The following is a 13,861-nucleotide window of genomic DNA, read 5'->3' as shown; positions in this document are numbered from 1 at the left end:
AAACATGACAGAACCCCGCCGAATGGACGCTGTAATCGAAGAGATTTCTGACTACGTGCTCCATCAGGAGATTGACAGTTCAGAAGCTTTTACTACGGCAGGACATGTGCTTCTTGATACGATAGGCTGCGGGATTTTGGCGCTCAGTTATCCCGAATGTACAAAGCTGCTCGGCCCGATTGTCCCGGGAACCTCCGTCCCCAACGGCAGCAGAGTCCCGGGCACGCCTTTTGTTTTAGACCCGGTCACGGCTGCTTTTAATATCGGCTGTATCAACAGGTGGCTCGATTATAATGATACGTGGCTTGCGGCGGAATGGGGTCATCCGTCTGACAATCTCGGAGGCATATTGGCTTGTGCGGATTATATATCCAGAGTGCGGATTTCAGAAGGGAAAGAACCGCTTACCGTGCGCGATGTGCTTTGCGCAATGATCAAAGCGCACGAAATTCAAGGAATTCTCGCTTTGGAAAACAGCTTAAACAGAGTGGGGCTTGACCATGTGCTGTTTGTGAAAGTGGCGACTGCGGCTGTTTGCGCGCAAATGCTGGGCGGCTCAAAAGAGGAAATCAATAACGCCGTATCTCATGCCTGGATTGATAATTCAAGCCTCAGAACGTACCGTCATGCGCCGAATACCGGATCACGCAAATCATGGGCGGCCGGCGACGCGACGAGCAGAGGGGTATATTTGGCCCTTATGGCACACAAAGGTGAAATGGGGTACCCGACGGCTCTGACCGCATCTGGGTGGGGATTTCAAGACGTATTATTTAACCGGCAGGAAATAAAGCTTGCCCGCCCGCTTGGGTCCTATGTGATGGAGAATGTTTTGTTTAAAGTATCCTACCCGGCTGAATTTCACGCCCAGACAGCGGCGGAATGCGCGGTCCGGCTTCATCCGGAGGTGAAAGACCGCATCGAAGACATTGATAGGATCACGATTATGACCCATGAGTCGGCAATCCGGATTATCGATAAAAAAGGGCCGCTTCACAATCCGGCTGACCGGGATCACTGCCTCCAGTACATTACGGCAATCGGGCTGCTTTTCGGAGATATCACGGCGGATCATTATGAAGAGGAAACGGCGTCTGACCCGCGAATTGATACATTGCGGAGTAAAATGGAGGTGACGGAACACAAAGCGTACTCAAAAGATTACTTAGACCCGAATAAGCGATCCATATCAAATGCCGTACAGGTGCATTTTACAGACGGCACGGCTACGGGACGGATTGAATGTGAATACCCGCTCGGGCACCGGTTCCGCAGAAAAGAAGCCGTTCCGAAGATTCTTGCCAAGTTTTCAGCAAACATCAGCACTCATTTTTCATTGAAGCAGCAGCGTAAAATCGAAGAGGCCTGCGAACACAGCGGCCGAATGCAGAAGCTCAGCGTCAGTGAATTTATGGACTTATTTCTCGTATAAAATAGGAGGGTGACAAACATGACGTGGATCGTCAGCAAGCAGTCGTCTCAAGAGGAGCTTGCAGAGCGGTTCCGTACGCTGATGGCAGCGCCGGATCTATTGCAGATCCCCGGCGCTCACGATGCGATGGCCGCTCTTATCGCCAAGAAAACGGGGTTTTCGGCTCTTTATTTATCAGGTGCGGCTTACACGGCGAGCAGAGGGCTGCCCGATTTAGGGATCATCACGTCGGCGGAAATGGCTGAACGGGTTAAAGATTTGGTCCGCTCGTCTGATCTGCCCGTCCTTGTCGATATTGACACGGGTTTCGGAGGAGTGCTGAATGCCGCCCGGACGGCGAAAGAAATGTATGAAGCGCGCGCGGCCGCCGTCCAGATGGAGGATCAGCGCCTGCCGAAAAAATGCGGACATCTGAATGGGAAGCAGCTCGTGCCGATTGAAGAAATGGCGCAAAAAATCCAAGCGGTCAAGCGGGCCGCGCCGACTCTTCTTGTTGTTGCGAGAACAGACGCCAGACAGCAGGAAGGATTGGAGGGGGCATTAAAAAGGGCGTCCGCTTATATAAAAGCGGGTGCTGACGCTGTTTTTCCGGAAGCGCTCCAATCCGAAAGTGAATTCAGAGCGTTTTCCAAACAAATCAGTGTGCCGATTCTCGCAAACATGACTGAATTCGGAAAAACGCCGTATTACAGTGCTGATGAATTTTCCGATATGGGCTGTCAGATAGTCATTTACCCGGTCACGTCACTCAGAACGGCGGCCAAGGCTTTTGAGCGCATTTTCCGCCTTCTGAAAGAAGAAGGCTCGCAAAAAGAGGGGCTTTCGGATATGCAGACGAGAAAAGAACTATATGAAACGATCGCTTACGATGACTATGAAGAACTGGATCAATCCATTGCCAAAACGATACTGCCGGACGACTGAAAAAGCCCTTTTTTTGCAAGGGCTTTTTTTACAGCTTTTTTTTCCTGAACCGCGGGCTGACTTGATTGCGTTTTCGATCTCTGTACAGAATAAACCCGGCCAGAACATAAAGGCCGAACAAAAAAAACGCCAATCCGGCCGCCCCCTGAAGAAAAAGGGACGGAAACGGGGAAAACGCATGCCCGAATAATGCATCTCTCATCAGCTTAATGCCGAGCGCCGCGACAGCGCCGGGGAGGACCAGAATCAAAAGCGCAACAAGCCGGCTCATATTCAGAAAACCCCTTTACGATTTGTTTTCCTTTATTGTCCAATCGAAAAAATATTTTGTCAAGAGATCAAAACGTGGTAACATAGGGGTTGTGCAAATTATTGCAACGGGAAATACAGGTGTGCAAATTTTTTCATATAAAGGGGTATCGGGATGCAGAAGGTGCTGATTATAGGTGCTGGTAAAGGAGGCACGGCGCTCCTACAGATTTTGATGAAAACAAAGCTGATCCGGATTATTGCGGTGGTTGATCAAGATCCGGAGGCGCAAGGGCTGCAAGAAGCCCGGAGATATGGAATTGCAACCTCATCAGATTGGAAACCCTACATAACTGAAGATATAGATATTATCATCCATACAACAGGCGATAAAGCGGTCATGGATGAGCTGCTCCATGAGAAAAAAGAACAAACCATCGTCATGCCGGGAAAATTGGCGTACATGGTGTTTCAGCTGATGGAGGAAAAACAGCAGCTTATCCAAATGCTGAAGTCGCAGACGTATAAGCATGACCGGATTTTTAATTCAACGCACGACGGCATGATTTTTATAGACGTCAACGAAACGATCATTTTATTTAATCAGATGGCAGAAAAAATGGTCGGCCAAAAACGGGAGGATGTCATTGGCCGCCAAATTAAAGATGTAGTGCCGAACACAAAGCTGCCGCGAATTCTGGAAACGAGAGAGCCGGAATATAACCAGAAGCAGCTTCTCGGAAAGCACCTGCAGATTGTCACGACAAGACTGCCGATCATTGATGAAGGCGGAAAACTTCTCGGCGCGTTATGCGTGTTTAAAGACATCACCGACGCAGTTGAACTGGCGGAAGAGGTCACGAACTTAAAACAAATCCGCACCATGCTTGAAGCGATTATACAATCGTCAGACGAGGCCATTTCTGTCGTTGATGAAAACGGCATCGGAATGTTAATCAACAAAGCGTATACAAAAATGACCGGGCTGTCAGAAAGCGAAGTCATCGGAAAACCCGCTTCCACCGATATCTCAGAAGGGGAGAGCATGCACCTGAAAGTATTGGGGACAAGGCGGCCCGTGCGGGGTGTGAGAATGAAGGTCGGCCCCAATAAAAAGGATGTTATCGTAAATGTTGCCCCCGTTATTGTGGACGGTATTTTAAAAGGCAGCGTCGGCGTCATCCACGACGTGTCAGAAATTAAAACGCTGACTGCTGAGCTGAATCGGGCGCGCCAGATCATCCGCACGCTTGAAGCGAAATACACGTTTGACGACATTATCGGCACGAGTGAACAAATGCTGGTCGCCCTTGAACAGGCGAAGCTCGGGGCGAAAACGCCGGCGACGATTCTGCTGCGGGGAGAATCCGGCACAGGAAAAGAACTTTTCGCCCACGCCATCCATAATGAAAGCGACCGAAAATACAATAAGTTCATTCGGGTCAATTGTGCGGCCCTGTCTGAATCACTGCTAGAATCCGAGCTTTTCGGCTATGAGGAAGGCGCGTTTACGGGCGCGAGGCGCGGGGGCAAAAAAGGACTTTTTGAGGAAGCGAATAACGGCAGCATTTTCTTAGATGAAATCGGAGAGCTGACCCAAAGCACCCAGGCAAAGCTGCTCAGAGTTCTGCAGGAAAAAGAAATTATCAGAGTCGGCGGCGCTAAAGCGATTTCTGTCAATGTCAGAATTATCGCAGCGACAAACGTCAACATCGAAAAGGCCATGGCGGAAGGCGCGTTCCGTGAAGACCTGTATTACCGGATTAACCGCTATCCGATCTCAATCCCGCCGCTTCGGCAGCGCAAAGAAGATATTGAAGCGCTGAGCATTCGGCTCATTGAAAAAATCAATCAGGATTACGGCCGCAATGTAAAGGGGCTCACGCCGAACGCGCTGCGAGCTTTATCAGCCTACAGCTGGCCGGGAAACGTCCGGGAGCTTGAAAATGTTCTCGGACGGGCAATGATATTTTTAGAGCCGCACATGGAACGGATCGAACAGCAGCACCTGCCTGTTTTTGAATCAGAGCTGAATGAAAAAAACGGCACCCAAAGTGATTTTCCGGATGTGGAAGGGGAAAAGCTGTCTCAGGCTGTTGAAAAATTTGAAGCGCACGTCATTCAAAAAACGCTTGAAAAGCATAAATTCAACCGAACCAAAACGGCAAAAGCGCTTGGTGTCAGTATTCGGAATCTGTACTACAAAATGGATAAGTACGGCCTTGCAAATGACGGCATGCAATAAATTGCAGAGAAAGCGCAAACAGCTGCATGTTTTCTTGAAGAAAGCCGGAATAAACCCTCCCGCATATTTGGCACGGAACTTGCATTGTTAAAAGCGGATTCGCACAAGGAAGGTGGTAAAAAATGAAGCTGAGAGACCTAGTTGAAAAAGCCGCGGCAAAAAACGCAAAAACCATTGCAGTGGCCCACGCAGCAGATAAAGAAGTGATCCAGGCCGTCAAAATGGCGGCAGAACACTTGTCGGCACGATTTTTACTGACGGGTGACAGCGGAAAGCTGAAAGAGCTTCTGGCAAATGAGCCGAAGTTCAATGCTGAAATCATCCACGCCGATTCACCCGAAGAATCTGCGGCAAAAGCAGTGCGCGCAGTGCGTGAACAAGAGGCGGACGTTTTAATGAAAGGGAATCTCCCGAGCTCTACTCTTCTGAAATCGGTTTTAAACCGCCATGAAGGGCTTCGTTCAAAAAGGGTGTTATCACATGTAGCTGTTTTTGAGGTGCCGGACTATGACCGGCTGATGTATGTGACTGATTCAGCGCTGAACATTGCCCCGTCTCTTGAAGAGCTCGGGCATATTCTGCAAAATGCGGTTCATGTCGCACATTCAGTAGGGAATCCTATGCCGAAAGCCGCAGTCCTTGCCGCTATTGAAACGGTTAATCCGAAAATGGAGGCAACGCTGAACGCGGCTGCGATCGTCCAGATGTGCAATAGAGGACAGATTACCGGCTGCATTGCGGACGGACCGCTTGCTTTGGATAATGCCGTATCCCAAGCGGCTACGCTGCAAAAAGGAATTTCCGGAAGCGTAGCGGGCCAGGCGGATATTCTCTTGGTTCCTTCAATCGAGGCCGGAAATATGCTTTATAAGTCAATGATTTATTTTGCGAAAGCAAGTGTTGCTGCCGTCATCGCCGGTGCAAAAGCGCCGATCGCATTAACGAGCAGAGCGGATACCGCAGAAAATAAACTGTATTCAATTGCGCTTGCGATTTGCGCATCACAAGAACAGTAGGAGGAACGAACCAATGGAAATTTTTAAATATATGGAGACTTATGATTACGAACAATTGGTATTTTGCCAAGATGAACAATCCGGATTAAAAGCGATCATCGCGATTCATGATACGACGCTCGGCCCCGCACTCGGCGGAACAAGAATGTGGACATATGACAGTGAAGAAGCGGCGATTGAAGATGCACTAAGACTTGCAAAAGGCATGACTTATAAAAATGCGGCTGCCGGTTTAAACTTAGGCGGCGGGAAAACCGTTATTATCGGAGACCCGCGCAAAGATAAAAATGAAGAAATGTTCCGCGCGTTCGGCCGGTACATCCAAGGCTTAAACGGAAGGTATATTACGGCGGAAGACGTCGGCACGACCGTTGAAGATATGGACATCATTCATGATGAAACAGACTATGTAACCGGAATTTCTCCGGCATTCGGTTCATCAGGAAATCCGTCTCCCGTTACGGCGTACGGCGTCTACAAAGGGATGAAAGCCGCAGCGAAAGCGGCGTTTGGCACTGATTCACTGGAAGGTAAAACAATTGCCGTGCAAGGCGTGGGAAATGTGGCTTACAATCTATGCCGCCACCTTCACGAAGAAGGCGCTTCTTTAATCGTAACGGATATCAATAAAGAATCTGTTAAACGTGCCGTTGAGGATTTCGGCGCCCGCGCAGTTGATCCCGGCGACATTTACTCACAGGCGTGCGATATTTATGCCCCATGTGCTCTCGGCGCCGTCATTAACGATGACACGATTAAACAGCTGAAGGCGAAAGTCATTGCGGGAGCGGCCAATAACCAGCTGAAAGAAACACGTCACGGCGATACCATTCATGAAATGGGAATCGTGTACGCTCCGGATTATGTCATCAATGCAGGCGGCGTCATCAATGTGGCCGATGAGCTTTACGGCTACAATGCTGAGCGGGCTTTGAAAAAAGTTGAAGGCATCTATGCAAACATTGAGCGGGTGCTCGATATTTCCGCGCGTGACGGCATTCCGACATACTTAGCGGCCGACCGTCTGGCTGAGGAACGAATTGAGCGCATGCGCCGTTCAAGAAGCCAGTTTCTGCAAAACGGCCAAAGTATATTAAGCAGACGATAGGAATTTGATCTGGAGGTATGAAAATGTTCGAAAAGGAAAAACGCATTCTCATTCTGAATCCAGGCTCAACATCAACGAAAATCGGTGTCTTTCACAATGAACGCTGTATCTTTGAAAAGACGCTGCGGCATCCCGAAGAAGAGCTGAAAACATTTAACAGCATCATCGACCAATACGAATTTCGAAAAATAAGCATTCTTGAGTCTTTGCACGAACAGGGCATCAACATTTCAAAGTTCGATGCCGTTTGTGCCAGGGGCGGCCTGCTCAGACCGATTGAGGGCGGCACATATGAAGTGAATGACGCCATGATCACTGATTTGAAAAACGGCTACAACGGCCAGCATGCTTCTAATCTGGGCGGAATTATTGCCAGGGAAATAGCTGACGGATTAAATATCCCCGCGTATATCGTCGATCCGGTCGTGGTGGATGAGATGACTCCGCTCGCTAAAGTATCAGGAATGCCTGAGATCAAGCGGAAAAGCATTTTCCATGCTTTGAACCAAAAAGCTGTTGCCCGTCAGGCGGCGGCGTCCCTGGGCAAACGGTATGAACAGATGAAGATGATCGTCACTCATATGGGCGGCGGCACCACAGTCGGTGTCCATGATTGCGGACGGGTGACGGATGTCAACAACGGGCTTCACGGAGAAGGACCCTTCAGCCCGGAGCGCGCGGGAACTGTTCCGGCGGGTGATTTGGTAGAAATGTGTTTTTCCGGCAAGTATTCAAAAGCCGATATGATGAAAAAACTTGTCGGCACGGGCGGACTCTCCGGCTACCTGGGGACAACGGACGCGGTGAAGGTGGAAAAACGCATTCAGGCCGGAGATGAGCATGCGCGTCTCATTTATGACGCCATGGCTTATCAAGTAGCAAAAGAAATCGGGGCGGCAAGCGCCGTTTTAAAAGGAAAAGTAGACATTATCGTCCTGACGGGCGGATTGGCGTACGGGAAAAGTTTCGTATCCGCCATCAGATCGTACATAGATTGGATTTCGGATGTACTGGTGTACCCGGGAGAAAATGAACTGCAATCTCTCGCGCAAGGCGCGCTTCGGGTTTTAGCCGGTGAGGAGCAGTCAAAGCAATATCAGATCGGCGAAGGAGTGAAAACAAATGGCGACTGAGTATGATGTGGTCATTCTGGGCGGCGGCACGGGCGGTTATGTAGCCGCCATCAGAGCGGCCCAGCTCGGCTTAAAAACGGCCGTTGTAGAAAAAGAAAAGCTCGGCGGAACATGCCTGCATAAAGGATGTATCCCGAGTAAAGCGCTGTTAAGAAGCGCGGAAGTGTACCGAACCGCAAAGGAAGCGGCAGCATTCGGCATTGAAACGGAAGGTGTCTCCCTCCGCTTTGACAGCGTGCAAAAACGAAAGCAGGGAATCGTTGACCGGCTGGCCGGCGGTGTCGCCCACTTGATGAAAAAGGGGAAGATTGATGTATTCAACGGGTACGGACGTATGCTCGGCCCTTCCATCTTCTCACCTCTTCCCGGTACGGTTTCCGTCGAATACGCAAATGGTGAAGAAAACGACATGCTGATACCGAAACAATTGATTATCGCAACCGGTTCAAGGCCGAAAATGCTGCCGGGTTTAGAAGCAGACGGTACATATATTCTGACATCAGATGAAGCGTTAGAGCTTGAACGTCTGCCCCAATCCATGATGATCGTCGGCGGCGGTGTCATCGGAATTGAATGGGCATCCATGCTGAACGATTTCGGCGTCAATATCACTGTGATTGAATATGCGGATCGCATTTTGCCGACGGAAGACCGTGATATTTCAAGCGAGATGGAAAAACTGTTAACGAAAAAAGGAATTAAGATCGTGACGGGTGCGAAAGTGCTTCCGGATACATTGGAAAAAGCGGACGGCGTTTCAATTGCCGCTGAAATGAATGGAAAAAAAGAAACGTATCACGCGGAACAAATGCTTGTTTCCATCGGCCGCCAGCCGAACATTGAAGGGATCGGACTTGAAAACACGGATATTGAAGCGGAAAACGGTTCTATCATCGTGAACGAAGCCGGGCAGACGAAGGAATCGCACATTTATGCGATCGGTGATGTTGTCGGCGGGCTGCAGCTTGCGCATGTGGCCTCCCGTGAGGGCATCATTGCCGTTGAGCATATGGCGGGTCTTAATCCGGCTCCGCTTGATGCCGCTCTTGTGCCGAAATGTATTTATTCAAATCCGGAAGCGGCGAGCGTCGGTCTGACAGAAGAGGAAGCTCTTCGAAAAGGGCATGAACTGAAGATCGGGAAGTTTCCGTTCATGGCGATCGGAAAGGCTCTTGTATACGGAGAAAGCGACGGCTTTGTCAAAATCGTCGCTGATCGGAATACAGATGATATTCTCGGTGTTCATATGATCGGTCCGCACGTCACCGATATGATCTCTGAAGCGGGGCTTGCCAAGGTGCTCGACGCGACGCCTTGGGAAATCGGCCAGTCCATACATCCGCATCCGTCGCTGTCAGAAGCGATTGGAGAAGCTGCGTTAGCCGCAGACGGAAACGCGATTCATTTTTAAAAGGAAAGAAGGAGGGGTTTGAATGACTACAAACCGCCATCAAGCATTAGGGCTCTCTGACGAAGAAGCCGTTGAAATGTATAGAACCATGCTGTTAGCCAGAAAAATCGACGAAAGAATGTGGCTCTTAAACCGCTCGGGCAAAATTCCGTTCGTTGTTTCATGTCAAGGACAGGAAGCGGCGCAAGTAGGCGCGGCCTATGCCTTAAACCGTGATACCGACTATGTGCTTCCGTACTACAGAGATATAGGGGTTGTGCTTGCATTCGGTATGACTGCAAAGGATTTGATGATGTCGGGTTTTGCGAAAGCAGCTGACCCGAACTCAGGCGGAAGGCAGATGCCGGGCCACTTCGGGCAAAAGGAAAACAGAATCGTAACGGGCTCATCCCCTGTTACGACGCAGGTGCCTCACGCAGTCGGAATCGCGCTTGCGGGACGCATGGATAAAAAGGATATCGTCTCTTTCGTTACCTTTGGAGAAGGATCTTCCAACCAGGGGGATTTTCACGAAGGGGCAAACTTTGCCGCCGTGTATAAACTGCCGGTCATTTTCATGTGTGAAAACAATAAGTATGCCATTTCTGTCCCGTATGACAGACAGGTGGCGTGCGAGAAAATATCCGACCGGGCGGCAGGCTACGGCATGCCGGGAGTCACTGTTGACGGAAACGACCTGCTGGAAGTTTACCGGGCCGTAAAAGAAGCGCGCGAACGGGCGTCTAAAGGCGACGGCCCTACATTAATAGAAACGGTTTCCTACCGTTTGACGCCGCATTCCAGTGATGACGACGACAGCAGCTACAGAGAACGCGAAGAAGTAGAAGAAGCAAAGAAACAAGATCCGCTTCTTTTATACAAAGCATACTTGCAAGAAGCCGGGCTTCTAGGTGAAGAAGAAGAAAAGACCATGCTGGATGACATCATGGCTATCGTAAACGAAGCGACAGACGAAGCGGAGAAAGCGCCATACGCATCTCCTGAATCAACGCTTGATCACGTTTATGCGAAGTAGGGAGGAATACTTATGTCTGTAATGTCTTATATTGACAGTATTAATGCAGCAATGAAAGAAGAAATGGAAAGAGATCCGCGCGTGTTTGTTCTCGGGGAAGACGTCGGGAGAAAAGGCGGCGTGTTTAAAGCCACGGCGGGTCTCTATGAACAGTTCGGAGAAGAGCGGGTGATGGATACGCCGCTTGCTGAATCAGCGATTGCCGGTGTCGGCATCGGCGCCGCGATGTACGGCATGCGCCCGATTGCCGAGATGCAGTTTGCCGATTTCATTCTGCCTGCGGTCAACCAAATCATTTCAGAAGCGGCAAAAATACGCTACCGTTCAAACAATGATTGGAGCTGTCCGATGGTCATCAGAGCGCCTTACGGCGGCGGTGTGCACGGCGCGTTGTATCATTCCCAATCTGTGGAGGCCATTTTTGCCAACCAGCCGGGCCTTAAAATTGTCATGCCTTCAACTCCTTATGACGCAAAAGGGCTGTTGAAAGCTGCAGTCCGTGACGAAGATCCGGTGCTGTTTTTCGAACATAAGAGAGCGTACCGTCTGATTAAAGGCGAAGTCCCTGCGGATGATTACGTCCTTCCGATCGGAAAGGCGGATGTAAAACGCGAAGGCAGCGACATTACTGTTATTACGTACGGATTATGCGTCCATTTTGCTCTGCAGGCTGCCGAGCGCCTTGAAAAAGATGGAATTTCCGCACACGTATTAGACTTGCGTACGGTTTATCCGTTAGATAAAGAAGCCATCATTGAAGCCGCGTCTAAAACGGGAAAAGTATTGCTGATCACAGAAGATACGAAAGAAGGCGGTATTATGAGCGAGGTCGCCGCCATTATTTCTGAAAACTGCTTATTTGATTTAGACGCGCCGATCAAGCGGCTTGCAGGTCCTGACGTTCCGGCAATGCCTTATGCGCCGACAATGGAAAAATACTTCATGATGAATCCTGACAAAGCAGAAGCCGCGATGAGAGAATTAGCGGAGTTTTAAAGACGTAAGGAGGTTTTTGACATGGCGATTGAACAAATGGCTATGCCTCAGCTCGGAGAGAGCGTGACGGAAGGGACGATCAGCAAGTGGCTGGTATCCCCCGGTGATCAAGTGAATAAATATGACCCCATCGCGGAGGTCATGACGGATAAAGTGAACGCGGAGGTGCCGTCTTCTTTTACCGGTACGATTACAGAACTTGTAGGAGAAGAAGGCCAGACTCTTGCAGTCGGCGAGATCATCTGCAAAATTGAAACAGAAGAAACGGAAACGGAAGAGGCGCCGAAGCGGGAAGAAGAGCAGAATAGCCCTTCAGACACTGATGCAAACCGTCAAGGTAAAGATCAGTCAAATAAAGCGCGTTATTCGCCGGCCGTGCTCAGATTAGCGGGAGAACACGGCATTCAGCTTGAAAAAGTTGAAGGAACGGGTGCAGGCGGAAGAATTACGCGAAAAGATATTCAAAAGATCATTGATTCGGGAATGAAGCAGAAGTCGGAAGCACCGGCGCCGGCTGCCGTTCAAACAACGCAACAAGCGCCGAAACAACAGCAAAAACAAGCACCGGCACCCGCTCTGTCAGCCGGTGATATTGAAATTCCGGTTACAGGCGTCAGAAAAGCCATCGCCGCCAATATGCATAAAAGCAAAACAGAAATTCCGCATGCCTGGACGATGATGGAAGTCGACGTCACGAACATGACGGCGTACAGAAACAGCATTAAAGACTCATTTAAACAAAAAGAAGGCTTCAATTTAACGTTTTTCGCTTTCTTTGTAAAAGCGGCGGCGCAGGCTCTCAAAGAGTTCCCGCAGATGAACAGCATGTGGGCGGGAGACAAAATCGTCCAAAAGAAAGACATCAACATCTCCATTGCCGTTGCCACGGAAGATTCGCTGTTTGTTCCGGTTATTAAGCATGCTGATGAAAAAACGATTAAAGGCATAGCCAGAGAAATAACAGACCTTGCGAAAAAAGTGAGAAACGGAAAACTTACCGCGGAAGATATGCAGGGCGGCACATTTACCGTCAATAACACGGGATCTTTCGGCTCAGTTCAATCTATGGGCATTATCAACCATCCGCAGGCGGCGATTCTTCAGGTAGAATCTATCGTCAAACGTCCGGTTGTCATGAATAACGGGATGATCGCCGTTCGTGATATGGTTAATCTTTGCCTGTCTTTAGATCACAGAGTGCTCGACGGGCTAGTGTGCGGCCGATTCCTCGGACGCGTCAAAGAGATCTTAGAAAACATTGATGAACATACTTCCGTCTATTAAAAAAAGCTCCTTTTGCCTGGGCGGCAAAAGGAGCTTTTTTATTTTCATTGTGAATCCTCGGGAACAATCATAGTGAGATGATGTTTTTTCACTTCGATCGTACAAGGTGTTGTTCCGTATACCTCACCATCTGTATCCGCGTCCATCTCACGTCCGGTTTCGATTTCAATTCTGGAGGCCTGAATATAGGACAGCTCCCCTTCGAAATCATCAAACGAACCCTGCTCCATCGTCATCAGCTCCCGCAGCGCAGCAAGGCTTGTGTTGCGGCAGATTAACACATCGGCTAAGCCGTCCTGGAGGCTGGCATCAGGCAGGGGAACTCTGTTTGTCCCGATATAATGCCCGTTCATGACAAGCACCATTACGGCTTCGTCTTCTTTCACCTCGCCGTCAATCGTCAATTTGACAGGAAACGGGTTCGCGCTTGTCATCGTCCGCAAGGCGCTCGTGAAGTAGCTGATTTTACCAAGCCATGCTTTTTCAGTTTCATTAATATGGCTTGATGCTTCGGTGATCAGTCCGATGCCCCAGAAGTTCAGAAAATAGCCGTCATCCGTTTTACAGACGTCAATCATCCGTTTATGTCCGGCCGCGAGCGCTTCAGCGGCCTTTTGAAGGTTTTGCGGGATGCCGAGCGCCCGTGAGAAATCGTTGCACGTTCCTCCCGGCAAAATGCCGACAGCGGGTCTGTGATCAAGCTTGCTGATGCTGTTGATGCATTGATGCACAGTGCCGTCTCCGCCTAAAATATATAAATGGTCAACTGAACTGTCGAGATTTTCACAATACTGACGGGCATCATCCTGATGTTTGGTCGGTTTAATCAAAAGTTCATCAGCTGACTGGGCCAAAATGGGGACGACCGTGCCGAGCGTTTTATCAATCTGTTTTTGACCGGCGTTTCCGTTATAAATTAAAACTGCTTTCCGTTGGCTCATATGACTGCTCCTTTATTTCAGACAATCTCCTTAACAAGTTTCCCGTTTTTAAAGGGTCATAAACTTACATCGGGAACATAAAAGGGACAAAAAACAATTGGATATGA

At 49.4% G+C, this 13,861-nt stretch carries 12 protein-coding genes; 10 read left to right on the top strand and 2 right to left on the bottom strand.

Features of this window, described 5'->3' with window-relative positions:
• Window positions 1–4 precede the first annotated feature (4 nt).
• Both NYE42_RS12460 and prpB read left to right on the top strand, forming a co-directional pair.
• On the top strand, window positions 5–1,432 hold the full coding sequence (locus tag NYE42_RS12460) for a bifunctional 2-methylcitrate dehydratase/aconitate hydratase (RefSeq protein WP_162262649.1): 1,428 nt from the start codon (window positions 5–7) through the stop codon (window positions 1,430–1,432).
• A gap of 18 nt (window positions 1,433–1,450) precedes the next feature.
• Window positions 1,451–2,356: a methylisocitrate lyase gene (gene prpB, locus NYE42_RS12455; protein ID WP_342496977.1), complete on the top strand. Its 906-nt coding sequence runs from the start codon at window positions 1,451–1,453 to the stop codon at window positions 2,354–2,356.
• Window positions 2,357–2,384: 28 nt separating this feature from the next.
• Here the strand turns inward: prpB and NYE42_RS12450 are convergent, their stop codons facing one another.
• Window positions 2,385–2,627: a DUF2627 domain-containing protein gene (locus NYE42_RS12450; RefSeq protein ID WP_007408378.1), complete on the bottom strand. Its 243-nt coding sequence runs from the start codon at window positions 2,625–2,627 to the stop codon at window positions 2,385–2,387.
• Window positions 2,628–2,780: 153 nt separating this feature from the next.
• Between NYE42_RS12450 and NYE42_RS12445 the strand changes: the two genes are divergently transcribed.
• The 8 genes from NYE42_RS12445 to NYE42_RS12410 all read left to right on the top strand — a co-directional run bounded on the left by NYE42_RS12445 (window position 2,781) and on the right by NYE42_RS12410 (window position 12,813).
• A complete protein-coding gene (locus NYE42_RS12445) occupies window positions 2,781–4,850 on the top strand; it encodes a sigma-54-dependent Fis family transcriptional regulator (RefSeq protein ID WP_007408379.1) in 2,070 nt (689 codons plus the stop codon).
• A 122-nt stretch (window positions 4,851–4,972) separates the two neighbouring features.
• Entirely contained in the window at window positions 4,973–5,866 is an 894-nt protein-coding gene (gene yqiS / locus NYE42_RS12440) for a phosphate butyryltransferase (RefSeq protein ID WP_094032253.1), read from the top strand.
• A 13-nt stretch (window positions 5,867–5,879) separates the two neighbouring features.
• Window positions 5,880–6,974, top strand: a complete 1,095-nt coding sequence (bcd, locus tag NYE42_RS12435; protein WP_003153209.1) for a branched-chain amino acid dehydrogenase — start codon at window positions 5,880–5,882, stop codon at window positions 6,972–6,974.
• A 17-nt stretch (window positions 6,975–6,991) separates the two neighbouring features.
• Window positions 6,992–8,107 carry a butyrate kinase gene (gene buk, locus NYE42_RS12430; RefSeq protein WP_094032254.1) on the top strand — a complete coding sequence of 372 codons (1,116 nt, stop codon included), beginning with the start codon at window positions 6,992–6,994 and terminating at the stop codon, window positions 8,105–8,107.
• Entirely contained in the window at window positions 8,097–9,518 is a 1,422-nt protein-coding gene (gene lpdA, locus NYE42_RS12425; protein ID WP_352426497.1) for a dihydrolipoyl dehydrogenase, read from the top strand. Before buk ends, lpdA begins: the two co-directional genes overlap by 11 nt.
• A 22-nt stretch (window positions 9,519–9,540) precedes the next feature.
• Entirely contained in the window at window positions 9,541–10,533 is a 993-nt protein-coding gene (locus tag NYE42_RS12420; RefSeq protein WP_144664004.1) for a thiamine pyrophosphate-dependent dehydrogenase E1 component subunit alpha, read from the top strand.
• Window positions 10,534–10,545: 12 nt separating this feature from the next.
• Window positions 10,546–11,529 (top strand): 3-methyl-2-oxobutanoate dehydrogenase subunit beta, encoded by a 984-nt coding sequence (gene bfmBAB / locus NYE42_RS12415; protein ID WP_003153216.1) that lies wholly within the window; start codon window positions 10,546–10,548, stop codon window positions 11,527–11,529.
• 21 nt (window positions 11,530–11,550) lie between these two features.
• The gene (locus NYE42_RS12410; RefSeq protein ID WP_144664005.1) at window positions 11,551–12,813 is read left to right on the top strand and encodes a dihydrolipoamide acetyltransferase family protein; all 1,263 of its coding nucleotides are present in this window, start codon (window positions 11,551–11,553) and stop codon (window positions 12,811–12,813) included.
• 44 nt (window positions 12,814–12,857) lie between these two features.
• Here NYE42_RS12410 and NYE42_RS12405 read toward each other — a convergent pair whose 3' ends face one another.
• Window positions 12,858–13,754, bottom strand: coding sequence for a YegS/Rv2252/BmrU family lipid kinase (locus NYE42_RS12405; protein ID WP_144664006.1), 897 nt, complete (start codon window positions 13,752–13,754; stop codon window positions 12,858–12,860).
• Window positions 13,755–13,861: the final 107 nt, after the last annotated feature.

The sequence above is a fragment of the Bacillus sp. FSL K6-2865 genome (assembly GCF_040311405.1).
In the GTDB taxonomy this organism is placed as follows: Bacteria; Bacillota; Bacilli; order Bacillales; family Bacillaceae; genus Bacillus; species Bacillus velezensis.
The sequence above is the reverse complement of the archived record's forward strand: the minus strand, read 5'-3'. Positions and strand labels throughout refer to the sequence as shown.